This is a genomic window from Actinomycetospora straminea (assembly GCF_028737255.1).
Classification (GTDB): Bacteria; Actinomycetota; Actinomycetes; order Mycobacteriales; family Pseudonocardiaceae; genus Actinomycetospora; species Actinomycetospora straminea.
The window spans coordinates 195254-219213 of record NZ_JAQZAN010000007.1 but is presented as its reverse complement, the minus strand read 5'-3'; the positions used below and the strand labels follow the sequence as shown (position 1 = coordinate 219213).

Genomic DNA, 23960 nt, shown 5'->3' with positions numbered 1-23960 from the left:
GGTGGGCTGCTCAGTCGCCCGTGCCGCGCCGGCCGGGCGGGGACGGGGCGTTGAGCCGGAAACCGACGCCGAGCATCCGCACCGTGAACGCCAGCGCGGCACCGGCGAGCGACCACGTGATCGCGGTGCTGCCCAGGCGGTCGGCCACCACCACGACCAGCGCCCCGAGCAGCGCCGGGACCGCGTAGAGCTCGCTGGAGAGCACCGAGGGGATCCGGCGCACGAGGACGTCGCGCAGGGTGCCGCCCCCGACCGCCGTGATCCCGCCGAGGAGCACGGCCTGCCCGGCGCCGGCGCCGAGGTCGAGCGCGCGCGTCGCGCCGGTGACCGCGAACAGGCCCAGGCCGAGCGCGTCGAACACGGTGATCGAGAGGGAGACGCGCTCGAGCTGCCGGCTCAGGGCGAAGGCGAGCAGCCCGCCCGCGGTGGCCACGAGGAGGTAGCGCCAGTCGCTGAAGGTCGCCGGCGGCAGCGCGCCGAGCAGGACGTCGCGCAGGATGCCGCCGCCCAGCGCGGTGATCATGCCGAGGGTGACGACGCCGACGATGTCCAGCCGCGCGACCCGCACGGCGGTCAGCGCCCCGTTGAGCGCGAACGCGAACGTGCCCGCGAGGTCGAGGACGAGGGCGGCGGTGGACGCGGCGGTCGAGGCGGGGACGGCGGCGGTCAGCCCGAACGCTCCTGCGCGAACCGCGCGTACCAGCGCAGCGCCTCCGGGTCGTCGACCGAGGAGAGGTTCGCGGCCTTGTCCAGCGGCCGCCCCGACAAGAGCTTCTTGACCGGCACCTCGAGCCGCTTGCCGGTCAGCGTGTGCGGCACGGCCGGCGCGGTGAGGATCTCGTCGGGCACGTGCCGGGGCGTGAGCCGCGACCGCAGCGTCGACACGATCTTCTCCCGGAGCGCCTCGTCCACCTCGTGGCCCGGCGCGGGCACGACGAACAGCCCCAGCCAGTAGCCGCCGTCGGGCAGGTCGACACCGATCACGAGCGTCTCGGCGATCTCCTCCATTGTCTCGAGCACGTCGTAGAAGTCGCTGCTGCCCAGCCGCACGCCGCCGCGGTTGAGGGTCGAGTCCGACCGGCCGTGGATGGAGACGCTGCCGTCGCCGTGCATCGTCACCCAGTCGCCGTGGCGCCAGACGCCGGGCCAGGTGTCGAAGTAGGACTCGGTGTAGCGGACCGCGTCGGGGTCGTTCCACAGGTACACCGGCATCGACGGCATGGGCTGGGTGATGACGAGCTCCCCCACCTCGTCGACGACGGGGTGGCCCTCGTCGTCCCACGCCGCGACGTCGACCCCGGCGATCGGGCCGCCGATGCGTCCCACCTGCACCGGGGCGTACTCGTTGGCGCCGACGAACGAGCCGGAGACGTCGGTGCCGCCGCTGGTCGAGTCGATGCGGATCTGGGGGCCGACGTGCTCCATCAGCCAGTGGTAGCCGTCGGGGGGCAGCGCGGAGCCGCTGAGCATGACGTGGCGCAGCCGGCCCAGGTCGTGCTCCCGGCGCGGCGAGACCCCGGTGTTCGCGGTCGCCGTCACGACCCCGGCGCCCATGAGCACGACGTCGGCGCCGGTCCGGGCCGCGACCTCCCACACCGCGCCGGGCGGGTGGTTGGGCGCGCCCTCGTAGAGCACGATGCTCGCGCCCTGGGTCATGGCGCCGAGCTCGATGTTCCAGAGCGCCCAGCCCGTCGAGGTGTAGGTGAACATCCGCTCGCCCTCGCGGAAGCCGCCGTAGAGCCCCGACCACAGCAGGCCCTGCAGGGTGATCCCGCCGTGGCCGTGCACGAGTCCCTTGGGCAGCCCGGTGGTGCCGGAGGTGAACAGCACCCACAGCGGGTGGGAGAACTCGACCTGCTCGAACTCCAGCTGCTCGTCGTGGGCCAGCAGGTCGGACCACGGCGTCGTGCCCTCGGGGTCCGGCCGGTCGAACACGTACGGGACGTGGACGACGTGCTGCACCGTCGGGAGGTTCTCGCGCAGCTGGGCGACGACCTCGCCGCGGTCGACGACCTTGCCGTTCCAGTGGTAGCCGTCGGCGGCGACGAGCACGGTCGGCTCGAGCTGCGCGAGGCGCCCGGTGGTGCCCTCGGCGCCGAAGTCCGGGGAGCAGCAGGCCCACACCGCGCCGACCGCGGCCGTCGCCAGGCACGCGACCAGCGCGTGCTCGGTGTTCGGCAGGTAGGCCCCGACCCGGTCGCCGGGCCGTACCCCCGCCCGGCGCAGCCAGCCGGCCGCCGCGGCCACCGCGCGGCGCAGCTCGCCCCAGGTCATCTCGCGGGCGGGCACCCCGCCCTCCTGCACGCACACGACCGCGACGTCGTCGTCGGCGCCGCGGCGGAGCATGTGCTCCGCCCAGTTCAGCCGCGCGCCGGGGAACCAGCGGGTGTGCGGCATCTCCTCGTCGGTGCGCACCCGCGTCCACGGGCTGGAGAACGCCACCTCGTAGTACTCGACGATCGAGAGCCAGAACCGGTCGAGGTCCTCGACCGACCAGCGCCAGAGGGCGTCGTGGTCGGCGAACGTCCGGCCCTCGCGCTCCTCGAGCCAGTCGAGGTAGGCCCGCAGCGGGGACCTCGCGATGCGGTCCGCCGTGGGGCGCCACAGCGTCTCGGTCGTCTGTGTCATCGCCACCGCCTCGTCGCGCCGGGTCCCCGTCGTGACCCTAGAGAGGCGCGCCTCACCGCAGCCACCTCTCGGCGATCGCGTCGAGCTGCGTCAGCACCTCGCGCTCCGGGCCCGGGTCGACCCAGAACGCGATCCGGTCGACGCCGACCTCGTTGAAGCCGTCGGGGTCGAGGGTGCCGGGGTCGGCGCCGAACGCGGTGAACGGGACGTCGGGACGTCCCTCGTCGGCCAGCCACGACCGGACCCGCCGGTACTCCGCCACGTCGAAGCCGTCGGGCAACCACGCGTCGCCGTGGTCGCGCAGGCGGCGCAGGGCCGCGTCGCTCCCGCCGCCGACGGAGATCGGCGGGTGCGGGCGCTGCACCGGCTTGGGCCAGCAGTACATCGGGCCGAAGTCGACGTGCTCGCCGTGGAACTCGGCCTGTTCCTCGGTCCAGATGCGGACCATCGCGGCGAGCTTCTCGTCGAGCACCTTCCCGCGCCGGCGCGGGTCGATGCCGTGGTCGGCGGCCTCCTCGCGGTTCCACCCGACGCCGACGCCGAAGATCGCCCGCCCGCCGGAGACGAGGTCGAGGCTCGCGACCTGCTTGGCGGTGTGGATGACGTCGCGCTCCGCGGGCAGCGCGACGCCGGTGGCGAGGCGCAGGCGGCTGGTCGTCGCGGCGACGACCGCGAGGGTCACGAAGACGTCGATGGTCCGGTGGAAGTGCCGGGGCAGGTCGCCGCCGCCGGGCGCCGGACTCTCGCGACGCGCCGGGATGTGCGAGTGCTCGGGCACGAACAGGGACTCGAAACCGCGCTCCTCGAGCGCGGGCCCCAGCGCGGCCGGGGCGATCGTCTCGTCGGTGGCGAACAGGACCACTCCGTACTCCACGGCGTCGCGGCTCCTCTCCGATCGGGTGGTGGGGTCACGGGACCAGCGCCCGCACGTCCTCGGGCTCCGGGCCGCCCGGCTCGATCGCCACGACGGCGTCGTCGAACCCGGCCTCGGCGTACCTCGCCAGCCGCTCGCGGGCCGGCGCCAGGTCCTCGGGGCAGGAGAGCCGCACGGCGCAGACGATCGCCCGCCCTCCCCCGGCGGCGCGGAACCGCCCGAGGGCCGCGACGATCTCGTCGGCGCTGCGCCGGTGGTCGGCGGCGAGCCAGCCGTCGAACTCCCGCGCGGCCCGCTCGACGTTCGCGCCCCACGAGCCGAGCAGCAGGCGCAGTCCGGGGACGCCGGCCGGGTCGAGCGCGGCGTCGTCGTCGCGCCCGTGCGCCAGCAGGACCCGCAGGCGGGCGACGTCGCGCCCGAAGGCGGCGAAGCGCCCGGCGTGGTCGCGGTCGAGGGCGGCGTAGTCGGCCCGCGTGGAGCCGGGGCTGACCCCGAGGACCAGACGGTCGCCGGCGACAGCGGCGAGCGACAGGACGCGGTGGGCGAGCTCGACGGGGTGGTGCAGCGGCACCTGGACGGTGGCCGTGCCCAGCTCGACGTCGGCGATGGCCGTCGCCGCCACCGCGAGCGTCACGAACGGGTCCGGGACGAACGGGCCGCGGGCGACGACCTCGGGCGTCCACAGGCTCGCGAAGCCGGCCTCGACGAGGCGCCGGGCCCACCGGGCGGTCGCGTACGGCGGCGCGGCCGAGAGGTGGGTGAGCGTGGCGCCCAGGCGCATGGTCCCCCGCCTCCCGCCCGGCTCCGACGGACACGGACGTTCCCGCATCCGCTCACCCCGACGCAAGACGGTGGTGCACGACCGGCCGGGCCCGACCGCTCGCCGCACCGTCGGGTGACGGCGGTGGTGCGCGGCTACCCGCGACCCATGGCCGATTTCACGGGCACCACCACCGTCGACGCCGCCGACGACGTCCTGTTCGCCTACCTCTCCGACGTGCACAACCTCCCGCGGTACTTCGCGCGCATGACCTCCGCCGAGCCCGGCGAGGGCAACGAGGTCCGCACCACCGCCGCGCTGCCCGACGGCTCGCAGGTCGAGGGGCGGGCGTGGTTCGAGGTCACCGACGAGACCCGCCACCTCGCCTGGGGCTCCGAGGGCGGGGGTTACCACGGCTACCTCGACGTCCGGGCGGTCGGCGACGACCGCAGCGAGGTCGAGGTGCACATCCACACCGAGCGGGTCACCGAGGACACCGACGGCAGCATCCAGGGCGGCGTCGACGAGACGCTGGCCGCGATCAAGCAGCTCGTCGAGCGGGCCGGCGCACTCGACTCCTGATCGTCACCCGGTCTCGGCCGGCACCGACGCGGGCCGGCCGAGCTCCTCGGCGTCGACGAAGCGCGGCAGGGCCGGGGCCGCCTGCTCGACGACGACGCTGTTCGGCGTGCGGTTGATGAGCAGGCGCATGACGTCGGGCCGCGAGTAGTGGCCCACCGGGTCGGCGGCCGACTTGGCGATCGAGATGAGGGAGAAGTCGAGGTCGGCGACGACCAGGCCCTCCTCGGTCTCGGCCAGGTCCTCGCCCAGCGGCGTGCCCTCCGGACCGAAGACGCGGGCGAAGCCGCCGCCCTGCAGCAGGAGCTGGCGCTTGGTCTCCGTGTCGCAGTACAGGTCGTGGGCGGCCTGCCCGACCACCGAGCACGGGGCGACGACGAAGGTCTGCCCCTCCACGGCGTAGACGAGGCTGGCGGCGTTGTTGACCTCCGGGCCGAGCGCCCGCGCCCCGCCCCGGTAGACCGAGAAGCTCGGCCACGCGGCGACGTGGATCTGCTCGCCGAGGCTGTACATCGCGTACTTCGTCAGCGGCTGGAAGTGCTCCCAGCAGTTCAGGGCGCCGAGGCGGCCGAGCGGGGTCTCGTGGACCTGGATGTCGCTGCCGTCGCCCTCGCCGAACACCGAGCGCTCGACGTGGGTGGGCTTGAGCTTGCGGCGCACGCTGACGACCCGGCCGGTGTCGCTGATGAACGCCTGCGCCATGTAGACGCTGCCGCCGGCGCGCTCGCTGAAGCCCAGGACCACCCACACGCGGTGCTCGGCGGCGGCCGCGGCGATGCGCGCCATGTGCTCGCCGTCGCGGGTCATCGAGTTCTGGTGGTAGCGGTGCACGTACTGCATGCCCGCCGCGGGCGCGTCGAGCCAGATCCACCAGGGGTAGCCGGGGATGAAGGTCTCCCCGAAGCTCACGAGCGCCACGCCCTGCGCGGCCGCGTCGGCGATGTACCCGACGACCTGCTCCACGCCGGCGTCGATGTCGAGCCACCGCGGCTCGGCCTGGACGGCGGCCACCCGCACCACGTTCGTCATCGCGTTCCCTCTCGTCGGCCCACCCGGCGACGCCCCACCCGGCGTCGTCGGAGGCATCGTGCGACGCCGCCCGCGTCACCGGCTGCCGTCGCGTGCCGGGCGGGCTGACGATCCGTGCCTCAGCGACCCGCGCGGTAGGCCGCGGGCGTCGTCCCGGTCTCGGCGCGGAACGTGCGGTGGAGCTGGGTCTCGCCGGCGAACCCGCTGCGCCGCGCGACGACGGGCAGGGGCAGCGCCGGCGAGCCGCGCAGGAGCGCCCGGGCCCGCCGGACGCGCTCACGGCGCAGCAGGCCCGCGACCGTCTCCCCCTCGGTCGCGAGCACCCGGTAGAGCGTGCGGCGCGAGACCCGGCAGGCGGCGGCGATCGCGTCGACGCCGACGTCCTGGTCGGTCGCCGCGCGGGCCACGACCCGGTGGACGCGCTCGCGCAGCGCGGCGCCCGGCTCCTCGGTCGCGGCACCGGCGGCGAGCCCCAGGGCGAAGTCGAGCAGCCCGAGGGCGTGGGGCACGAGGCCCGGGTCGACCGTCCCCTGGCGCGCGAGCCCGACGAAGAAGTCGGCGACGAGCCGCCCCGGCCCGTCCGCGGGCAGCGCCACGGCGGTCGCGCCGTCGGTCCGGCGCCGGGTCAGCGCGGCCGTGGGGACCTGGACGACGAGCTGGCGGAACGGGTCGTCGAAGCGCAGCGTGTAGGGGCGGGTGCTGTCGTAGAACGCCATCGACCCGGCCGACAGCGCGGCACGGCGGTCCCCCTGGGTCACCACGCCCTGCCCGTCGAGCTGGATGCTCGCCAGGACGTAGTCCTCGTGGCCCTGCCGGATCAGGCCCGGCGTGCGGTCCACCTGCTGGGGCCCGGCCGCGACGAGGGAGAGCGCGAGGTCGTCGGCCCCCGTGTGCTCGATCCGCCCCGCGAACGGGCCCGGCGCCACCGGGCGGGCGGCGAGCTGGACGAACGCCTCGCAGATGACGTCGCGCCAGTAGGCGAACGCGTCGTCCTGGTCGACGGCGGCCGTGGACCACGCGGCGGGCGCCGGGGTCGCTCCCATACCTCCGGCATCGAAGCGCGCCCCGCACGGCGTGTCCACCACACCGGGTTTGCGCGGCCCGCGCCACGGGCGACCTCGCCCCATGGCCGACGACTACGGGCACTGGCAGGACGTCACCACCCGCTGGAACGACAACGACCAGTACGGGCACCTCAACAACGTGGTGCACCACGCGATCATGGACACGGTCGTCAACCGCTGGCTGATCGAGAACGACTGCCTCGACCCGCACGGGGGCGACACGGCCGGCCTCGTCATGGAGGTGCGCTGCGAGTACAAGGCGCAGGCCGGGTTCCCCGACGTCGTGTCGGTCGGCCTGCGGGTCGGCGAGCTCGGCACCTCCAGCGTCCGGTTCGAGGTCGGCATGTACCGCGGCGACGGCGAGCTGTTCTTCACCGGCGACTTCGTGCACGCGTTCGTCGACCGCGAGACGGAGAAGACGGTGCCGATCGAGGGTCACCGGCGGGCGGCGCTGGAGGGCCTGCAGCGCACGGCCTGAGGAGGACCTGCTGGCAGGGTCCGACCATCGACGGGGTTCGCGGGATCGGGCGCCTACGGTGGGCGCGTGAGCACGGCGGCGGTGCGCGAGGTCGAGAGCCCGTCCGCCACCCCGCGTGCCCTGATCGTCTCCCTGTTCGGGCTCTACGCCCGCGACCTGGGCGGATGGCTGTCGGTCGCGACGATCGTGCGCCTCATGGCCGACCTCGGGGTGGACGAGCAGGCCACCCGGTCCGCGGTCTTCCGCCTCAAGAAGCGCGGCTGGCTGGACGCCGAGAAGGAGGGCCGGACCGCCGGCTACCGCGCCTCCCCCGAGGCCCTGGCGATCCTCGCCGAGGGCGACGAGCGGATCTTCGGCCGGCGTCGGGCGACCGCCGACGACGGCTGGCTGCTCGTCGTCTTCTCGGTGCCCGAGTCGGAGCGGGACAAGCGCCACCGGCTGCGGACGACGCTGGCCCGGCTCGGCCTGGGCACGGTCGGTCCCGGCACGTGGGTGGCGCCCGGTCACCTCGACGAAGCGGTGCTCGGCGCGCTCGACCGCGGCGGGCTGCGCCAGTTCACCGACGTCTTCCGCGCCGACCACCTCTCGCCGGCGCCGCCGCGCGACACGATCGCCGCCTGGTGGGACCTCGAGGCGCTGCAGACGACCTACGCCGACTACCTGCGCCGCTTCTCCGCCGTCGCCGACCACGAGCCGGACGAGCCCGACGGGCCCCGGGCCTTCGCCGACTACGTCCCGGCCGTCACCGCCTGGCGCCGCCTGCCCTACCTCGACCCCGGCCTGCCGCTCGAGGCGCTGCCCGAGGACTGGATCGGCGTGCGCGCCGAGGCCCTGTTCGCGCGGTTCCGCGAGCGCCTGGCCGCGCCCGCCGCCGCGCACGTCCGGGCGGTCGTGCGGGGCTGACGCGCACCGCGTGAGCCTCAGAGCGCCGCGACGGCCTGGATCTCCACCAGCGCCTCCGGCTGCCACAGCCCCGTGACGCCCACGCCCGTCATCGCCGGGTAGTCCCGCCCGACGAGCTCCTTCCACACGGCGCCGATCTCCTTGCCGTGCGCCTGGTAGTCGGGGACGTCGGTCAGGTAGATCGTCACCGACAGGAACCGCGTCGGGTCTCCCCCGGCCTCGCGCAGGGCCGTCACCACGTTGGACAGCGCCTGGCGGAACTGCTCGACGATGCCGCCCGGGACGATCCGCCCGTCGCCGTCGAGGGCCGTCTGCCCGGACAGCCAGACGAGGTCGCCGTGGCGCACGGCGTGGGTGAACCCGCTGGGCCTCGCGAGGGACGCCGGGTTGACGAGGGAGATGCTCACCGTTTCCTCCTGCGGGGTGTCTGGTGTGGATCGTTGACGACCGTACCGAGACCGCAACACACTGAGGTGGTCGCCGACCGAGCACGGAGGCCTGCCGTGAGCGACCGACCCTTCTGGAACCCGAAGACCGAGACCCTGCCGCGGGAGCAGCTGCGCGAGCTCCAGATGGTCAAGCTCCGCCGCACGGTCGCCTGGGCCAAGGCGCGCAGCCCGCACTACGCCCGGACGCTCGCGGGCGTCGACCCCGAGCGTCTGCGCACCTGGGACGACCTGGCGCGCCTCCCGTTCCTCACCCGTGAGGACTGGATGGCGAGCCAGGACGCGACCCCGCCCTACGGGCAGCTGCCGGTCACCGGGCCCGAGAACGCCATCCGCGTGCACACGACCAGCGGTACCTCGGGCCGCACCCCGCTGCGCGCGCTGGACTCGCGCAAGGACTGGTCGTGGGCGGCGGAGATGTGGTGCTACGCGCTGTGGGGCGCGGGGGTCCGGCCGCACGACGTCGGCTACGTCGCCTTCGGCTACGGCAGCTTCATCGGCTTCTGGGGCCTCCACGGCGGCCTCGAGAAGCTCGGCGCCCTGACCGTCCCCGGCGGCGCCCAGACCACACCGCAACGCGTGCAGCAGATCGTCGACTTCGGCGCGACCGTCGTCGCCTCGACCCCGACCTACGCGCTGCGCCTGGCCCAGGAGGCCGAGGCGCTCGGGATCGACCTGCCGTCCGGGCCGGTCCACACGCTGATCCTCTCCGGCGAGCCCGCGGGATCGATCCCGGAGACCAAGGCGCTCATCGAGCGGGCGTGGGGCGCGACGGCGATCGACACCGCCGGCATGACCGAGGTGTCGACGATCGTCATGTTCGAGCCCGCCAACCAGCCCGGCGGCTGCCACGTCATCGAGGACCACTTCATCGAGGAGGTCATCGACCCGGCCACCGGGCTCGAGGTGCCCTACGGCGAGCGCGGCGAGCGGGTCTGCACCTCGTTCGGCCGGTCGACCACCCCGTTGCTGCGCTACCGGACCGCCGACCTCGTCGTGAAGGTGCCGGCGGCGACCGCGGGCAACGGGCGCACGTTCGACCTGTACCGGGGCGGGATCATCGGCCGGGTCGACGACATGAAGCTCGTCCGCGGCACGAACGTCTACCCCGGCGCGATCGAGGCCATCGTCCGCGGGTTCGACGGGATCGTGGAGTTCCAGATCCGGCTCGAGCACGTCGACGGCCGCGACGAGGTCATCCTGCTCGTCGAGTGCTCCCCGACGCTCGCCGACGACGGGTGGCAGCGCCTGTGCGCCGACCTCGTCCGCGCGCTCGCCGACGCCCACGAGGGCCTGCGGTTCCACGTCCGCCGCGCCGCCACCGACGAGCTGCCGCGCTTCGAGCTCAAGGCCAAGCGCCTCACCGACCTGCGCGCCGAGCAGCAGCGCGCGGCCCTCTCGGTCAAGGAGACGGTATGAACACCGACCTGCTCGGACGCGAGCTGACGGCCACCGAGACCCAGCTGCTGGCCGCCTACGACACCCTGCGCGCCCTCGCCGCCGACGACGACCTCGCCCCCTGCGCGGCCGCCGGCGTGCGCGCCGCGCTCGCCCCGCTGGCCGTCGTCGTCACCGACCTCGGCCTGCGCTACGAGCACCTCCTCGACGACGGGGTCTGAGATGAGCACCGCACACCGCATCGCGAGCATCGGGGGCGGGCCGGGCGGGCTGTTCACCGCGATCCTCGCCAAGGCGTCGCACCCCGAGCGCGAGATCACGGTCCACGAGCGCAACGCCGCCGACGACACCTTCGGCTTCGGCGTCGTGTTCTCCGAGGAGACCCTGCAGAACATCGCCGACGCCGACCCGACCTCGATCGAGCGCATCCAGGCGGAGTTCCGGCACTGGTCGGCGATCGACGTCGACTTCCTCGGCACCGTCGAGCGCTCCGACGGCCACGCGTTCGCCGCGCTCGAGCGCAAGCGGCTGCTGCAGATCCTCGGCGAGCGCGCCGCCGAGCTCGGCGTCGACGTCCGCTACTCCACCGAGGCGCCGCCGCTCGACGAGCTCTGCCGGGAGTACGACGTCGTCCTCGCCGCCGACGGGCTGAACAGCCGCACCCGGGAGGCGCTCGCCGACGCGTTCGTGCCCTCGCGGGAGGGCCGCACGGCGAAGTACGCCTGGTTCGCCACCGAGCGGCCGTTCGACTGCTTCACGTTCCTCATCGTCGAGACCGGGTTCGGCCTGTTCTGGGCGCACATCTACCCCTTCGACGAACACCGCTCCACGTTCATCGTCGAGACCGACGAGGCCACCTGGCGCCGCGCGGGGCTCGACGTGCACGCCGCGGTCGAGCGCCGGCCCGGGGAGAACGACGAGGCCTCCATGCGGTTCTGCGAAGAGATCTTCGCCGAGCACCTGCAGGGGTACGGCCTCATCGGCAACAACTCGGGCTGGCTCTCGTTCACGGTGATGCGCAACGAGCACTGGTCGGCCGGGAAGGTCGTGCTCGTCGGCGACGCCGCGCACACCGCCCACTTCTCCATCGGCTCGGGCACCAAGCTCGCCCTCGAGGACGCGATCGCGCTGGCCGGCGCGCTCGACCGGGAGAACGACGTGGACGCCGCCCTCAAGGCCTACGCCGAGGAGCGCAAGCCGCTGGTGGCCTCCCTGCAGCGCTCCGCGCAGACCAGCCTGGAGTGGTTCGAGGGCCTCGCGCGCTACCGCCACCTCGCCCCCCCGCAGTTCGTCTTCCAGCTGCTCACGCGCTCGCAGCGCGTCACCTACGACAACCTGCGGCTGCGCGACGCCGCGTACGTCGGGCGCCTGGACCGGTGGCTCGCCGAGCAGACCCGCGCGCAGGGCCTCGAGGTCGCCGACGGCACCCCGCCGATGTTCCACCCGTTCCGGCTGCGCGGGCGGACGTTCGGCAACCGCATCGTCGTCTCCCCCATGGCCCAGTACTCGGCGGTCGACGGCGTCCCCACCGACTGGCACCTCGTCCACCTCGGCTCCCGCGCGGTCGGCGGCGCCGGGCTCGTCATGACCGAGATGACGTGCGTGACCCCGCGGGGCCGCATCACCCACGGCTGCCCGGGGCTGTGGAACGACGAGCAGACGCAGGCCTGGCGGCGGATCGTCGACTTCGTCCACCGCGAGACCCCGGCCCTCATCGGCGCCCAGATCGGCCACTCCGGGCGCAAGGGCTCGACGAAGGTCATGTGGGAGGGCATGGACGACCCGCTGCCCGACGACGAGGCGTGGGAGGTCCTCGGGCCGTCGCCGATCCCGTACCGGTCGGACTCGCCGGTGCCGCGGGAGATGACGCGCGCGGACATCGAGGCCGTGACCGCGGCGCACGTCGACAGCGCGCGCCGGGCCGCCGAGGCGGGCTTCGACCTCCTCGAGCTGCACTACGCCCACGGCTACCTCGTCTCGTCGTTCCTCTCGCCGCTGTCGAACCGGCGGACCGACTCCTACGGCGGGTCGCTGGAGAACCGGGCGCGGCTGGGCCTGGAGATCCTCGACGCGGTCCGCGCGGTGTGGCCGGAGGACCGGCCGATCAGCGTGCGGATCTCGGCGACGGACTGGGTCGACGGCCGGGAGGGAGTCGGGCCGGGCTTCTGCGGCGACGACGCGGTGGCGCTCGCGCCGATGCTCGCCGCGCACGGCGCCGACATCGTCGACGTCTCCACCGGTCAGACCTCGACCGACGCCGACCCGCAGTACGGGCGGCTCTACCAGACCCCGTTCGCCGACCGGATCCGTCAGGAGACCGGCGTCCCGACCATCACCGTCGGCGCCGTCGCCTCGGTGGAGGACGCCAATACGATCGTCGCCGCCGGCCGCGCGGACCTGTGCGCCATCGCCCGCCCGCACCTGGTCGACCCGTACTGGACCTGGAACGCCGCGCTCGACCAGGACTTCCGCGGGGCGCCGGTGCCCAAGCAGTACCGCTCCGGGCTCTCGGCGCGCCGTCGGGAACAGACCCCGTGATCCCGTCACCCCCAGCGGAAGGACGCCCCCGATGAGCACCTACGTCCTGGTCCACGGCTCCTGGCACGACGGCGACCTGTGGCGCGAGGTCGCCGAGCCGCTGCGCGCCGAGGGCCACGACGTGCACACCCCGACGGTCGCGGGGCACGGGAAGGGCGCCGACAAGGCCGTCACCCACGACGACTGTGTGGCCTCGATCGTCGACCACGTCGTCGGCCACGACCTCACCGACGTCGTCCTGCTGGGCCACAGCTTCGGCGGCACCGTCATCGCCCGGGTCGCCGAGGAGATCCCGGAGCGCCTGCGGCGGCTGGTCTTCTGGAACGCCTTCGTGCCCGCGCCGGGCAACAGCCTGGACGACGAGATCCCGCCGCACTACCGGGAGACCTTCGCCGCGCTCGCCGCCGCCAGCGGCGACGACACCGTCATGCTGCCCTTCCCGATCTGGCGCGAGGCGTTCATCCAGGACGCGCCGCTCGAGCTCGCCCGCGCCACCTACGACCTGCTCTCGCCCGAGCCCTACCAGCCCTTCCTCGCGAAGCTCCCGCTCACCCGGTTCTACGATCTGGAGATCCCGCGCTCGTACATCAACGCCACCGAGGACATCGCGCTCCCGCCCGGCGAGTGGGGGTGGCACCCGCGCATGTCCTCGCGCCTCGGGCTCTACCGCCTCGTCCAGCTGCCGGGCAGCCACGAGGTCATGTTCACGAACCCGGCCCTCCTCGCCCGCAAGATCGTCGAGGCCGGTCGCGACTGACCTCAGCGACGGCGCCGCAGCAGGGCGTCCGCGACCAGGAACCCCGACGCCCCGCCCAGCCCCGGGCCGGGGTGGGTCGACGCCCCGAGGTGCCACAGGCCGGGGACGCCGGTGCGGTGCCGGCCCGCCGACGGCAGCGGGCGCCAGGCGAAGTTCTGGTCCAGCTCCGCCGAGCCGGCGTACGGGTCGCCACCGATCGCGTTGGGGTTGCGGGCCTCGAGGTCGGCCGGGGAGATCACGTCCGTGCCGACGACGAGCTCCCGCAGCCCGGGGGCGTGCGCGGCCACCCGGTCGAGCGCGCGACCGGCGTGGGCGGCCGCGAGCTCCGGGGTCCACGCCCCCGCCCCGACGTCGATCGCGCCCGCGGCGTCGCCGACCGGCCGTGACGGCACCTCCTGCAGCTGCAGCCACAGCGCGGCCGTGCCCGGCGGGACCCGCGACGGGTCGAGGACGTGCTGCTGCCCGACGACGACCGTCGGTCGCCGGGGCAGCAGGCCCGCCTCGGCCTCGGCACAGGCGATGCCGGTGGACGACGAGCCGTCGGAGAGGTGGACCAGCGGGACCGCGCGCAGCGCCGGGTCGCGCCACGGTACCCGGCCGGACAGCGCCACGTGGACCAGCATCGCCGCGCGGCCGGGACGGTAGGCGCGGGCGTCGGCGAGCACCGCGCGCGGCACGACCCCCGCCGGCAGGAGCTCGGTGTACAGCGCGCCGGGCGTGACGCCCGCCAGCACCGACGACGCCCGGATCGCGAACCCGTCGCCCGCCACGCCCGCGGCCCGCCCGCGCCGCACGACGACCCGCTCCACCCGGTGCCCGAGCCGCACGTCGACCCCGCGCTCGGCCAGCAGGCGGGCGAACGCGTCGACGAAGCGCCCGGCGCCGCCGACCACCACCGGCAGGCCCGCGCCGTGCATCGTCGCCGCGAACACCGGCACCATCGCGCCTCCGGACGCGGCGTCCGGCGCGAGCCCGGCGTGCAGCAGCCAGGGCGCCCACAGCCGGTCGGTCTCGGGGCCGGTGAAGTGCGTGCGCAGCCACGAGCGGCCGCTCGTCACGGCGTCCCGGGCGTAGCGCGCCACCCCGCGTCGCCCGGCCGAGCGCAGCAGCGTGACCAGCGGCTTCACGACGGCCGGCGACCGCAGCTCGGAGGACAGCAGCGCCCCGAGCGACCCGACGTCCCGGCCGAAGCCCGCGATCATCGTGCGGTACGCCTCCGCGTCGGCCGGGTCGGCGAACGCCGTCACGGTCTCCTCGACGTCGCGGTACGCCACCACCGGCGGCCCGTCGTCGGGGACGGTCGCGGTCAGGGGGCCGTCGCCCACCGCGTACTCCAGCCCGTGGCGGTGCAGGTCGGCGCCGAGCCCGGCGTAGGCGGGGCCGGTGACGAACAGCGGGTGCCACGACGACCAGGTGTCGTGCACGTAGCCCGGCACTGTGCGCTCGCCGCTGCCGATGAAGCCGCCGAGCGCGTCGGCCCCGTCGACCAGCACCACCGAGCGGCCTGCCCCGGCCAGCCGGGCGGCCGCCACCATGCCGTTGATCCCGGCGCCGACGACGACGTGGTCGACCGTGTCCGTGGCCACCTCAGTGTCCCTTGAACGCCTCGGCCAGCCACCAGGACGGTCCGTCGGCCGTGACCTTCGCGTCCAGCAGCAGCGGCCGGTCCCGGGGGCCGTCGAGCCAGCTGCGCAGGGCCGCGAGGTCGGCGGTCGAGCGCACGACCGCCGCGTCGCACCCGTGGCCGCGGGCGATGGCGGCGATGTCGGTGTCGGGGAACCGGACGGTGGTGTGGTCGCCGTCGGCGAAGTGGTGGAACTCCGCGCCGTAGCCGGCGTCGTCGTACACCACGATCACCATGCCGAGCCCGAGCCGCGCCGCGGTCTCCAGCTCGCTGATGCCCATGAGGAGCCCGCCGTCGCCGCACGCCGCGACCGGGAGCCGGTCGGGCCGGGCGAGCGCCGCGCCGATCCCCGTGGCGAGGCCGAGGCCGACCGACTGGAAGCCCTGGGTGAAGCAGAACCCGGCCTCGTCGGGGACCCGGAGGTAGGCCGCGGGGTGGCCCATGAAGTTGCCGGAGTCGACGGCGACGGTGCGCTCGAGCGGCAACAGCTCGTCGAGCGCCGCCGACAGCACGCCCGGGTCGATCCGCTCCGACCCGGGCGTCTCCGGCCCGGGGGCGTGCCGGGCGTCGGTGCGAATCCGCTCCCCGACCTCGGGGCGGCGGTAGCCGGCGGTCTTCCCGCAGGCGTCGAGGACGTCGGCGGCCGTGGCGGCGACGTCGCCGAGCACCCCGAGCGCGACCGGCCGGTTCGCGCCGAGCGCCTCGGCGGTGTCGTCGACCTGGACGAGGGTGGCGCCGGCGGTGAGCTCCCCGTGCCGGGTCGTCCACGCCGTCAGCGACGCGCCCCACGCCACGACGAGGTCGGCGTCGCCGATGAGCTCGGCCGCCACCGGGGTGGAGAACCCGCCGGAGATGCCCAGCGACCAGGGCGAGCCGGTGAACAGGCCGTGGGCGACGGCGCTGGTCGCGAGCAGGGCGCCGCACCGGTCGGCCAGCGCCTCGAGCTCGGCCCGCGCGCCGCGCGCCCCGCGGCCGGCGACGAAGACCGGGCGGGCGGCGCCGTCGAGCAGGGCCGCGAGCTCGGCGACCGAGGCCGCGTCGGGGCGGGGTGGGCGCCAGGTGGTCCGCGCCCGCACGGGTCCGTCGACGGCGGGCGCGGCCTGCACGTCGAGCGGCAGGCCCAGCACCACGGTGCGGCGCTGGTCGCGGCAGAGGCCGTACGCCCGGACGACGTCGGCGGCCGCCGAGGCCGGCGAGTGCACCCGCTCGGGGACCGCCCCCACCGCGCGGACCAGCGCGTCCTGGTCGATGCGGAAGTTGTTCCGGACCTGGGCGCCCGGGGTGTCGGCGGCGAGCACCAGCAGCGGCGTCCGCGACTTCGCGGCCTCCCCGATCCCGGTCACCGCGTTCGTCAGCCCGCAGCCCTGGTGCACCGACAGCACGCCCACCTCCCCGGACGTGCGGGCGTAGGCGTCGGCCATCGTCGCGGCCCCGCCCTCGTGCCGGGCCGCCGTGTAGGCGACCCCGCCCGCCCGCAGGGCGTTGGTGACGTGGAAGTTGCCGCTGCCGACGACGCCGAAGGCGTGGCCGACGCCGAGCTCCGCGAGCAACGTCCCGACCTGGTCGGCGACGGTGAGCGCCCCGGTGACACCCCCCGTCGCTGCGCTCGCCCTGGTCACCTCTCCACCAGTGCCAGCACCCGCGCCGGCGACCCGGACCCGCCGACGATCGGCAGCGGGCAGACCACGACCACCGCGCCGGTCGCGGGCAGGCGACCCAGGTTCCGGAGGCTGGTCAGGCCCCACTTGTGGGCGCCCATGAGGAAGTGGTGGCAGGAGAACGGCGGGTCGAACCCGCCCGCCGTGCCGGCGTCGGTCCCGACCGTCTCGACCCCGAACCCGGCCACCGGCGACGACTCCGCGATCCACCGCGCGCACTCCGAGGACACCCCGGGCGTGTGCGGGCCCGCGTCGTCGGCGTTGACGAACTCCTCCTGCGTGCCGCCCCGGGCCTCCCAGCCCGTGCGGTAGAGCAACCACCCGCCCTCGGGCAGGGGCCCGTGCTCGGCCTGCCAGGCCTCGATGTGGGCGACCTCGAGCAGGAAGTCGGGGTCCTTCTCGACCTCGACGGTCATGTCGATCACCGCGGCCGGCGCGACCATCGTCGTCGTCGGCAGCCGGGAGATGTCGTCGCCGTCGCGCCCGGTGACCCAGTGGTTGGGGGCGTCGACGTGGGTGCCGGTGTGCTCGCCGGTGCGGATGTCGTTCCAGTACCAGGCCGGGCCCCGGTCGTCGTACCGCGAGAGCTCCTCGAGGCGGAACCGCGACGTGTTCGCGAACGGCGGTGGCAGCTCCAGGATCGGGGTGGACTCCTGCAGCGGCGTGGTGAGGTCGACGACCTCGACGGCGCCGGAGCGCAGCGCGTCGGCGACGGCGGTCAGGACGGACATGCGCGACTCCTCCGGGATCAGTGTCCGACGAGCATGGCCCGTCCGGGGCGGTGCGCGCACCATCCCGGTGACGACGACGCACCCGACGCCCCACGAGAGGGACGACCATGCCGCTGACGCGCGACCCCGGCCACTTCCTGCTCGGTCTGTTCTCCCCGAACTGCTCGTCGGGGCTCGCCGTCACCACGGTCCCCGAACGCTGGTCGGGGAGCTGGGAGGACAACCTCGCGCTCGCCCGGATCGCCGACGAGGCCGGGATCGACTTCCTGCTGCCCATCGCCCGCTGGATCGGCTACGGCGGCGAGACCAACTTCCACGAGGGCGTGCTCGAGCCCGTGCCGTGGGCCGCCGGTCTGCTCGCGCACACGCGGCGCATCCACGTCTTCTCGACGGTGCACACCGCCTTCAACCACCCCGTGGTGACCGCCAAGCAGCTCGCCACCGTCGACCGGATCGGCGGTGGGCGGGCCGGCATCAACATCGTCGCGGGCTGGAACAAGCCGGAGTACGACGCGATGGGCGTGGACCTGCCGACCGACCACGACGCCCGGTACGCCCGCGCCCAGGAGTGGTGGGACGTCGTGCACCGGATCTGGACGCAGCCGGGCCGCTTCGACCACGACGGCGAGTACTTCCACCTGCGCGGGATCGAGGGCATGCCCAAGCCGGTGCACGGGACGCTCCCGGTGCTCAACGCCGGGTCGTCCGGTCAGGGCCGCGACTTCGCCGCCCGCAACGCCGACTTCGCCTTCACCGTCGTCGCCGGCCCGGAGGACGGCGCGGAGGTCGTGGAGGCGGTGACGACGGCGGCCCGCGAGCGGTACGACCGCGCGATGGGTGTCCTCACCCTGGGCCACGTGGTCTGTCGCCCGACGCGCGAGGAGGCCCGCGACGCGCTGCACCACTACGCCGAGGAGGGCGCCGACTGGGAGGCCGTCGACAACCTCATGGCGCTGCAGGGCCTGCACGCCCAGTCGTTCACGCCGGAGATGCTCGCGACCTTCCGGCACCGGTTCGCGGCGGGTCACGGCAGCGTCCCGCTCATCGGCACGCCCGACGACGTCGCCGCCGAGATCGCCCGCTACGCGGAGGCGGGGTTCTCCGGCATGACCCTCGCCTTCCTCGACTACGCCGCCGAGCTGCCCGGCTTCGCCGACGAGGTGCTCCCCCGCCTCGAGCGCCTCGGGGTGCGCTGAGGGGGGAGCCCGGGGCTCACCCCCGGCGGGCGAAGCGGGCTGCGGCCCCGCGGTGCACCGTGGCCGGCGAGACCGGGAGTGGACGGAGATCGAGATGACGGGCACGACGACCGACGACTCGGGGCTGCGGCGGGAGCGGACCAGGCGTCTGACGGGGACCCGACGCGACCCCGGCCGCGAGTGGGTGCGCTTCGGCGCCGTGATGATGGTGGTGCTCGGCGCGTTCGCCGTGGTCGAGGGCGTGATCGCCCTGGCGGCACCCGCCACCTACGTCACCGTCGACGGGGAGGTCCTCGCCCTCGACCTCGACGTGTGGGGCTGGACGCACCTCGTCCTCGGGGCCCTGGTGCTCGCGACCGGCGTCTCGCTGGTCCGCGACGCCGACGCGCCGTGGGCCCGCATCATGGGCGTCACGGTGGTGGGGCTGGGCATGCTCGTGCAGCTGCTCTGGCTGCCCGCGGCGCCGATCTGGTCGATGATCGTGATCGCCCTGGACGTGCTCGTCCTCGCCGCGCTCCTCGGCCTCGGGGACGACACGGCCGCGACGCCGCGATGACGCCACGGATGACGCCGCGATGACGCCGCGGTGACGCCCCGGCTCGCGACCGGTCTCACGAGCCGCGTCCGGGGCGACCACCTACGCGGGCATCCGGGTCCCCGGAGGGTCGACACCTCGGGGGCCCCGCGCGTGCCGGTCGAGGAGCCCGAGACCCACGAGGCGCTCGAGCCGCCGCACGGTGAACGGGTGCGATCGCGGGAGCTGCGCGAGCCCCACCCAGAAGCCGCGCAGGCGGTGACCCTGGGCGAGCAGCGCGTCGAGGTCGACCTCGGTCTCGGTGTGGCGCCCGGACGCGAGCAGCACGAGACCGGACGCGCCCTGCGGCGCCAGCGCGGCGCCGACGCGGTCGCACGAGTACTCCCGCAGCCGTGACAGCGTGGGGCCGAGGATCGGGATGCGCTGCGAGTACGCCACCGCGATCTGGTACCAGAGCGACACGTGGTGCAGCCGGATGTGCCCCATCTCGTGCCCGAGGATGAAGCGCAGTCCCTCCCGGTTGCCCCCGCGCAGGTTGGCGAACAGCTCGTTGGACAGGACGACGTAGTCCTGGCCCGCGGCCTGCGCCGCGAACGCGTTCAGCGCGCCGTTGCCGTTGGCGAGGTAGATCGCGGGACGTCGCCGGAGGCCGAGGGCGTCGGCGAACTCCTGGGCCGTCGCGTACAGCTCCGGGTACTGCCGCTCCGAGAGGCGCACGGCCGTGCCCAGCACGGTGGCGCGCTGCACCTCGCGCACCACGACCAGGCCGGGCACCAGCAGCAGCAACGCGACGAGGGCGGCGCGGACGGCGTTCGCGGCCGCCGAGTCCTGCAGCGAGTCGGGCAGGAAGGGCACCGCGATGGCGGCCCGCACGATCGCCACCACGACGGCGAGATTGAGGGCGACCATGACGACGAAGAACGGCACCTCCGCCGGGTGCCGCAGCGTGCGCGGCACGCGGTGGGGCGGGACCGTCGGGATGGCGGTCACCGGGCAGGGGCCCGGTCGACGGCGACGGCGGGCTGCTGGTCGGTCATCACGGCCTCCGCGCGATGGGTGGGTCTCGGGACGAGGGTGGGCGGGAAGGAGGGCTGTGTCCTCGCCCGCCCGAGGTGAGGAGCGCGGGGAGGACGCATGGCACGGGGGCACCCGGCGGGCCCGACGGGTCCGGCGATCCGGCGCGCGTTCGACCTGCTCGACCTGTTCACCGCCGCGCGGCCCCGCCTCACGCTGAGCCAGCTCGCCCGTCACGGCGGCGTCCCGCTGTCCACCGCGCACCGGCTGGTCGCCGAGCTCGTGCGGTGGGGCGCCCTGGAGCGCGACGCCGACGGCAGCTACCACATCGGCCTGCGGCTCTGGGAGCTCGGCGCGCTCGCGCCCCGCGGGCAGGGCCTGCGGGAGGTCGCCCTGCCGTTCCTCGAGGACCTGTCGCAGATCAGCCGGGAGAACGTGCAGCTCGCCGTGCGCGAGGGCGCCGAGCTCGTGTTCGTCGAGCGGATCGCCGGCACCGGCGCGGTCCCCGTCCTCACCCGCGTCGGCGGGCGCTTCGCGCTGACCGCGACCGGTGTGGGCCTCGTGCTGCTCGCCCACGCGCCGACCGAGATCCAGGACGACGTCCTCGGCGGGCGGATCGAGCGCTACACCGACCACACCGTCACCGACCCCGCCCGGCTGCGCCGCATGCTCGCGGACGTCCGCACCAACGGCTTCTCCATCAGCGACCGCCAGGTGACCCCGGACTCGCTGTCCGTCGGGGCCCCGATCCACGACCACCTCGGCCAGGTCGTGGCCGCGGTCTCGCTCGTCGTCCGTCACGGCACGGCGTCGCCGCACACCCTCGCGCCGCTGGTGCGCACCAGCGGACGGGCGATCAGCCACGCCCTCGCCCGGCGACGCTGAGCTTCCATATTGCGGAAGTCCCGTTCAGCACACCCACCCCGGCACCGCATCCTCGGACCACCCCGCCGGGACGACGTCCTCCCCCGGCAGCGGCCCCACCACCACCTCCTCGGGGCCGCCGACGACCCCTGCAGACAACGGAGTGCTGCCGTGCCTGTCCCTTCCCACCCCGAGCACCGGACCCGCCGATGAGCGCGCCGATCAAGGACCTCATCGACGACCGACCGATGTCGCGCTTCCAGTGGGGCGCGGTCGTGATCTGCGTCCTGCTCAACGTCCTCGACGGCTTCGACGTGCTGGTCATGGCCTTCACCGGCAAGTCCGTGTCCGCCGAGTGGGGCCTGTCCGGCGCCCAGCTCGGCCTGCTGCTCTCCGCCGGCCTCGTCGGGATGGCCGCCGGGTCGATGTTCGTCGCGCCGTGGGCCGACCGGATCGGCCGGCGCCCGATGGTGCTCGGCTGCCTCGCCGTCGCGAGCGCCGCGATGATCCTGTCGTCGGTCAGCCAGGGCCCGGTGCAGCTGGGCCTGCTGCGCGCCCTGACCGGCCTGGGCATCGGCGGCATCCTCGCCACCAGCAACGTCATCGCCGCCGAGTACGCCTCGCACCGCTGGCGCGGGCTCGCCGTGAGCCTCAACTCGACCGGCTACGCCCTCGGCGCGACCCTCGGCGGCCTGCTCGCCACGCTGCTCATCGGCGGGTTCGGCTGGCGCTCGGTGTTCCTCGTCGGCGGTCTCGCCACCGCGGCCGCCCTGCCGCTGGTGTGGTGGCGACTGCCCGAGTCGATCGACTTCCTCGTCACCCGCCGCCCCGAGGGCGCGCTCGAGCGGATCAACGCGCTGGTGCGGCGGATGGGTCACCCCGCCCTCGACGCGCTGCCCGAGCGCCCGTCCGCGCCCGCGGGCATCGGCGCCGGGTACCGCGAGCTGCTGACCCCGCGCCTGCGCCGGACGACGTTCGTGCTCTGGGTCGTCTTCTTCTGCGTCATGGCCGGCTTCTACTTCGTCACGAGCTGGACGCCGACCCTGCTCACCGAGGCGGGGCTCTCCCCGACGGCTGGTATCGCGGGCGGCACCCTGCTCAACGTCGGCGGGATCTTCGGCGCCGCCCTGCTCGGGCTGCTGGCCGCCCGGTTCGCGCTGCGCAACGTCCTCGCGACCTACCTCGTGGCCACCGGCGTCCTGCTCGCCGTCTTCATCGGCACGACCTCGAGCCTCACGCTCGCCTTCGTCGTCGCCGCGGTGATCGGCGTCTTCGTCAACGGGTGCGTCGCCGGCCTCTACGCCCTGACCCCGACCGTCTACGAGGCGGCGGTGCGCACCACCGGCGTCGGCACCGGGCTCGCCATCGGCCGCGCCGGCGCCATCCTCGCGCCGACGCTCGCCGGCACCCTGCTCGACGGCGGGTGGACCCCGCAGTACCTCTACGTCCTCTTCGGCGCGGTCTTCGTCCTCGCCGCCGCGATGCTCTTCGTCCTCCGCCTCCGCCCCGCCGGACCGTCCGCGGCCCGGCACGCGGAGCTGCCCACCACCGTCCGAGCCGAGGGAGCGTCCTCGTGAGCACCATCCCCCGCAACCAGTGGTACGTCGCCGCGTACGGGTCGGAGATCTCGAACGAGCTCTTCGCCCGCCGGATCTGCGACGAGCCGATCCTCTTCTGGCGGACCGCCGAGGGCACCGTCGTCGCCCACGCCGACCGGTGCGTCCACCGCCGCTTCCCGCTCTCCCAGGCGCCGTCGCGGCTCGTCGACGACAAGGTGATCTGCGGCTACCACGGCTTCACCTACGGCTCGGACGGCCGCTGCGTCGCCGTGCCGGGGCAGACGAAGGTGCCGCGCACGGCCCGGCTCGCGCCGTACCCGGTCGTCGAGGTCGACTCGCTGGTCTGGGTCTGGATCGGTGACCCGGCGCTGGCCGACGAGAGCCGCATCCCGCGGGCGTCGTACCTCGACGCGCCCGGCTGGACCACGGTGCGCGGCCTGGAGCCGCTGGCGGCCCGGTTCTCGCTGCTGGTCGACAACCTGCTCGACCTGTCCCACGAGACCTACCTGCACGGCGGCTACATCGGCACGCCCGAGGTGGCGTCGACGCCGATCACGACCGAGGTCGACGACGACGCCGGCGCCGTCTACGTCTCGCGGCACATGGACGACGCCGAGTGCCCGCCGTTCTACCGCGAGTCGACAGGGCTCCAGGGCCGGATCGCGCGCTGGCAGGACATCGAGTACACCCCGCCGTGCCTCTACAAGCTGCACTCCCGGATCGCGCCGGTCGGCTCCGTGCCGAACCCGGACGGCAGCGACCCGGACGCGTTCCACGTCGAGGTCGTCTACGCCATCACGCCCGAGACCGAGCACTCGACGCACGACTTCTGGATGGTCGCCCGCGACTTCGCGCTCGACGACGACGGGGTGTCGGCCTTCCTCGCCGAGAACAACCGCACCGTCGTGCTGCAGGACGTCGAGGCGCTGGACGTGCTCGAGCGGGTCATCGCGACCGAGCCCGCGGGCTACCAGGAGCTGTCGATCAACATCGACACCGGTGGCCTGGCCGCGCGCCGGATGCTCGCGCGCATGGTCGGCGAGACCCCGCGCAACGCCCCCGCGGCCCCGGTCCGGTGAGCATCCCCGAGGCCCCGCCGGTGCTGCGCGGCGAGCGGGTCCAGCGCGTGCACTGGGTGCTGGGCACCGACCAGCTGCGCGCCGTGTGCCACTGCGGCGCCGAGCGGCTCTTCGACGACCCCATCGAGCTGTGGGAGTGGCTGCTCGGCCACCCGGACGACCACCGGCCCGCCGAGCCCCCCGAGCCGACCCCTCCCCCGCCCCGCACCCCCCGCGAGCCGGCGTCCGTGCCGGCCTGAGGAGCGA

Annotated in this window: 24 protein-coding genes; 13 read left to right on the top strand and 11 right to left on the bottom strand. The window is 74.6% G+C overall.

Annotated features, from left to right (window positions below):
* Nucleotides 1–10 precede the first annotated feature (10 nt).
* From PH190_RS12660 to PH190_RS12645, 4 genes are read right to left on the bottom strand one after another with little or no spacing between them, the layout of a single operon-like run.
* Nucleotides 11–670: a trimeric intracellular cation channel family protein gene (locus tag PH190_RS12660; RefSeq protein ID WP_274231891.1), complete on the bottom strand. Its 660-nt coding sequence runs from the start codon at nucleotides 668–670 to the stop codon at nucleotides 11–13.
* The gene (locus PH190_RS12655) at nucleotides 667–2628 is read right to left on the bottom strand and encodes an acetoacetate--CoA ligase (RefSeq protein ID WP_274231869.1); all 1962 of its coding nucleotides are present in this window, start codon (nucleotides 2626–2628) and stop codon (nucleotides 667–669) included. The genes PH190_RS12660 and PH190_RS12655 overlap by 4 nt, the downstream gene beginning before the upstream one ends.
* Nucleotides 2629–2680: 52 nt before the next feature.
* The gene (locus PH190_RS12650; protein ID WP_274231868.1) at nucleotides 2681–3502 is read right to left on the bottom strand and encodes an LLM class F420-dependent oxidoreductase; all 822 of its coding nucleotides are present in this window, start codon (nucleotides 3500–3502) and stop codon (nucleotides 2681–2683) included.
* Nucleotides 3503–3536: 34 nt separating this feature from the next.
* Entirely contained in the window at nucleotides 3537–4283 is a 747-nt protein-coding gene (locus tag PH190_RS12645) for an LLM class flavin-dependent oxidoreductase (RefSeq protein ID WP_274231867.1), read from the bottom strand.
* A 147-nt stretch (nucleotides 4284–4430) separates the two neighbouring features.
* On the opposite strand from PH190_RS12645, the gene PH190_RS12640 reads away from it, so the two are divergent.
* Nucleotides 4431–4844: an SRPBCC family protein gene (locus tag PH190_RS12640; RefSeq protein WP_274231866.1), complete on the top strand. Its 414-nt coding sequence runs from the start codon at nucleotides 4431–4433 to the stop codon at nucleotides 4842–4844.
* Between the two features lie 3 nt (nucleotides 4845–4847).
* Here the strand turns inward: PH190_RS12640 and PH190_RS12635 are convergent, their stop codons facing one another.
* A complete protein-coding gene (locus PH190_RS12635) occupies nucleotides 4848–5870 on the bottom strand; it encodes a carbon-nitrogen hydrolase family protein (RefSeq protein ID WP_274231865.1) in 1023 nt (340 codons plus the stop codon).
* A 119-nt stretch (nucleotides 5871–5989) separates the two neighbouring features.
* Complete coding sequence (locus tag PH190_RS12630; protein ID WP_274231864.1) at nucleotides 5990–6913, bottom strand: AraC-like ligand-binding domain-containing protein; 924 nt, start codon at nucleotides 6911–6913, stop codon at nucleotides 5990–5992.
* A gap of 82 nt (nucleotides 6914–6995) precedes the next feature.
* Between PH190_RS12630 and PH190_RS12625 the strand changes: the two genes are divergently transcribed.
* On the top strand, nucleotides 6996–7412 hold the full coding sequence (locus PH190_RS12625; RefSeq protein ID WP_274231863.1) for an acyl-CoA thioesterase: 417 nt from the start codon (nucleotides 6996–6998) through the stop codon (nucleotides 7410–7412).
* Between the two features lie 66 nt (nucleotides 7413–7478).
* Entirely contained in the window at nucleotides 7479–8315 is an 837-nt protein-coding gene (locus tag PH190_RS12620; protein WP_274231862.1) for a PaaX family transcriptional regulator, read from the top strand.
* A gap of 17 nt (nucleotides 8316–8332) precedes the next feature.
* Here PH190_RS12620 and PH190_RS12615 read toward each other — a convergent pair whose 3' ends face one another.
* The gene (locus tag PH190_RS12615) at nucleotides 8333–8722 is read right to left on the bottom strand and encodes a RidA family protein (RefSeq protein WP_420791637.1); all 390 of its coding nucleotides are present in this window, start codon (nucleotides 8720–8722) and stop codon (nucleotides 8333–8335) included.
* Between the two features lie 96 nt (nucleotides 8723–8818).
* On the opposite strand from PH190_RS12615, the gene PH190_RS12610 reads away from it, so the two are divergent.
* The 4 genes from PH190_RS12610 to PH190_RS12595 are packed head-to-tail and all read left to right on the top strand — an operon-like array spanning nucleotide 8819 to nucleotide 13454.
* Entirely contained in the window at nucleotides 8819–10180 is a 1362-nt protein-coding gene (locus PH190_RS12610) for a phenylacetate--CoA ligase family protein (protein ID WP_274231861.1), read from the top strand.
* Entirely contained in the window at nucleotides 10177–10380 is a 204-nt protein-coding gene (locus PH190_RS12605; RefSeq protein ID WP_274231860.1) for a hypothetical protein, read from the top strand. The genes PH190_RS12610 and PH190_RS12605 overlap by 4 nt, the downstream gene beginning before the upstream one ends.
* Nucleotide 10381: 1 nt before the next feature.
* On the top strand, nucleotides 10382–12697 hold the full coding sequence (locus PH190_RS12600; RefSeq protein ID WP_274231859.1) for a bifunctional salicylyl-CoA 5-hydroxylase/oxidoreductase: 2316 nt from the start codon (nucleotides 10382–10384) through the stop codon (nucleotides 12695–12697).
* A 31-nt stretch (nucleotides 12698–12728) separates the two neighbouring features.
* Nucleotides 12729–13454 carry an alpha/beta fold hydrolase gene (locus tag PH190_RS12595; protein ID WP_274231858.1) on the top strand — a complete coding sequence of 242 codons (726 nt, stop codon included), beginning with the start codon at nucleotides 12729–12731 and terminating at the stop codon, nucleotides 13452–13454.
* A 2-nt stretch (nucleotides 13455–13456) separates the two neighbouring features.
* Here PH190_RS12595 and PH190_RS12590 read toward each other — a convergent pair whose 3' ends face one another.
* From PH190_RS12590 to PH190_RS12580, 3 genes are read right to left on the bottom strand one after another with little or no spacing between them, the layout of a single operon-like run.
* Nucleotides 13457–15040 carry a phytoene desaturase family protein gene (locus PH190_RS12590; RefSeq protein WP_274231857.1) on the bottom strand — a complete coding sequence of 528 codons (1584 nt, stop codon included), beginning with the start codon at nucleotides 15038–15040 and terminating at the stop codon, nucleotides 13457–13459.
* Nucleotide 15041: 1 nt separating this feature from the next.
* Entirely contained in the window at nucleotides 15042–16697 is a 1656-nt protein-coding gene (locus PH190_RS12585) for a thiamine pyrophosphate-binding protein (protein ID WP_274231856.1), read from the bottom strand.
* Nucleotides 16694–17467, bottom strand: a complete 774-nt coding sequence (locus PH190_RS12580; protein WP_274231855.1) for a cyclase family protein — start codon at nucleotides 17465–17467, stop codon at nucleotides 16694–16696. The genes PH190_RS12585 and PH190_RS12580 overlap by 4 nt, the downstream gene beginning before the upstream one ends.
* 107 nt (nucleotides 17468–17574) lie before the next feature.
* Between PH190_RS12580 and PH190_RS12575 the strand changes: the two genes are divergently transcribed.
* Entirely contained in the window at nucleotides 17575–18663 is a 1089-nt protein-coding gene (locus PH190_RS12575) for an LLM class flavin-dependent oxidoreductase (protein ID WP_274231854.1), read from the top strand.
* A 94-nt stretch (nucleotides 18664–18757) separates the two neighbouring features.
* Nucleotides 18758–19219 (top strand): DUF7144 family membrane protein, encoded by a 462-nt coding sequence (locus PH190_RS12570; RefSeq protein ID WP_274231853.1) that lies wholly within the window; start codon nucleotides 18758–18760, stop codon nucleotides 19217–19219.
* Between the two features lie 81 nt (nucleotides 19220–19300).
* Here the strand turns inward: PH190_RS12570 and PH190_RS12565 are convergent, their stop codons facing one another.
* Nucleotides 19301–20188, bottom strand: a complete 888-nt coding sequence (locus PH190_RS12565; RefSeq protein WP_274231852.1) for a M48 family metallopeptidase — start codon at nucleotides 20186–20188, stop codon at nucleotides 19301–19303.
* A gap of 144 nt (nucleotides 20189–20332) precedes the next feature.
* Here PH190_RS12565 and PH190_RS12560 point away from each other — a divergent pair, with 144 nt between their 5' ends.
* From PH190_RS12560 to PH190_RS12545, 4 genes are all read left to right on the top strand, one after another.
* Nucleotides 20333–21097 carry an IclR family transcriptional regulator gene (locus PH190_RS12560; RefSeq protein WP_274231851.1) on the top strand — a complete coding sequence of 255 codons (765 nt, stop codon included), beginning with the start codon at nucleotides 20333–20335 and terminating at the stop codon, nucleotides 21095–21097.
* A 188-nt stretch (nucleotides 21098–21285) separates the two neighbouring features.
* The gene (locus PH190_RS12555) at nucleotides 21286–22653 is read left to right on the top strand and encodes an MFS transporter (protein ID WP_274231850.1); all 1368 of its coding nucleotides are present in this window, start codon (nucleotides 21286–21288) and stop codon (nucleotides 22651–22653) included.
* The gene (locus tag PH190_RS12550; RefSeq protein WP_274231849.1) at nucleotides 22650–23714 is read left to right on the top strand and encodes an aromatic ring-hydroxylating oxygenase subunit alpha; all 1065 of its coding nucleotides are present in this window, start codon (nucleotides 22650–22652) and stop codon (nucleotides 23712–23714) included. The genes PH190_RS12555 and PH190_RS12550 overlap by 4 nt, the downstream gene beginning before the upstream one ends.
* On the top strand, nucleotides 23711–23953 hold the full coding sequence (locus tag PH190_RS12545) for a hypothetical protein (protein WP_274231848.1): 243 nt from the start codon (nucleotides 23711–23713) through the stop codon (nucleotides 23951–23953). Before PH190_RS12550 ends, PH190_RS12545 begins: the two co-directional genes overlap by 4 nt.
* Nucleotides 23954–23960 lie beyond the last annotated feature (7 nt).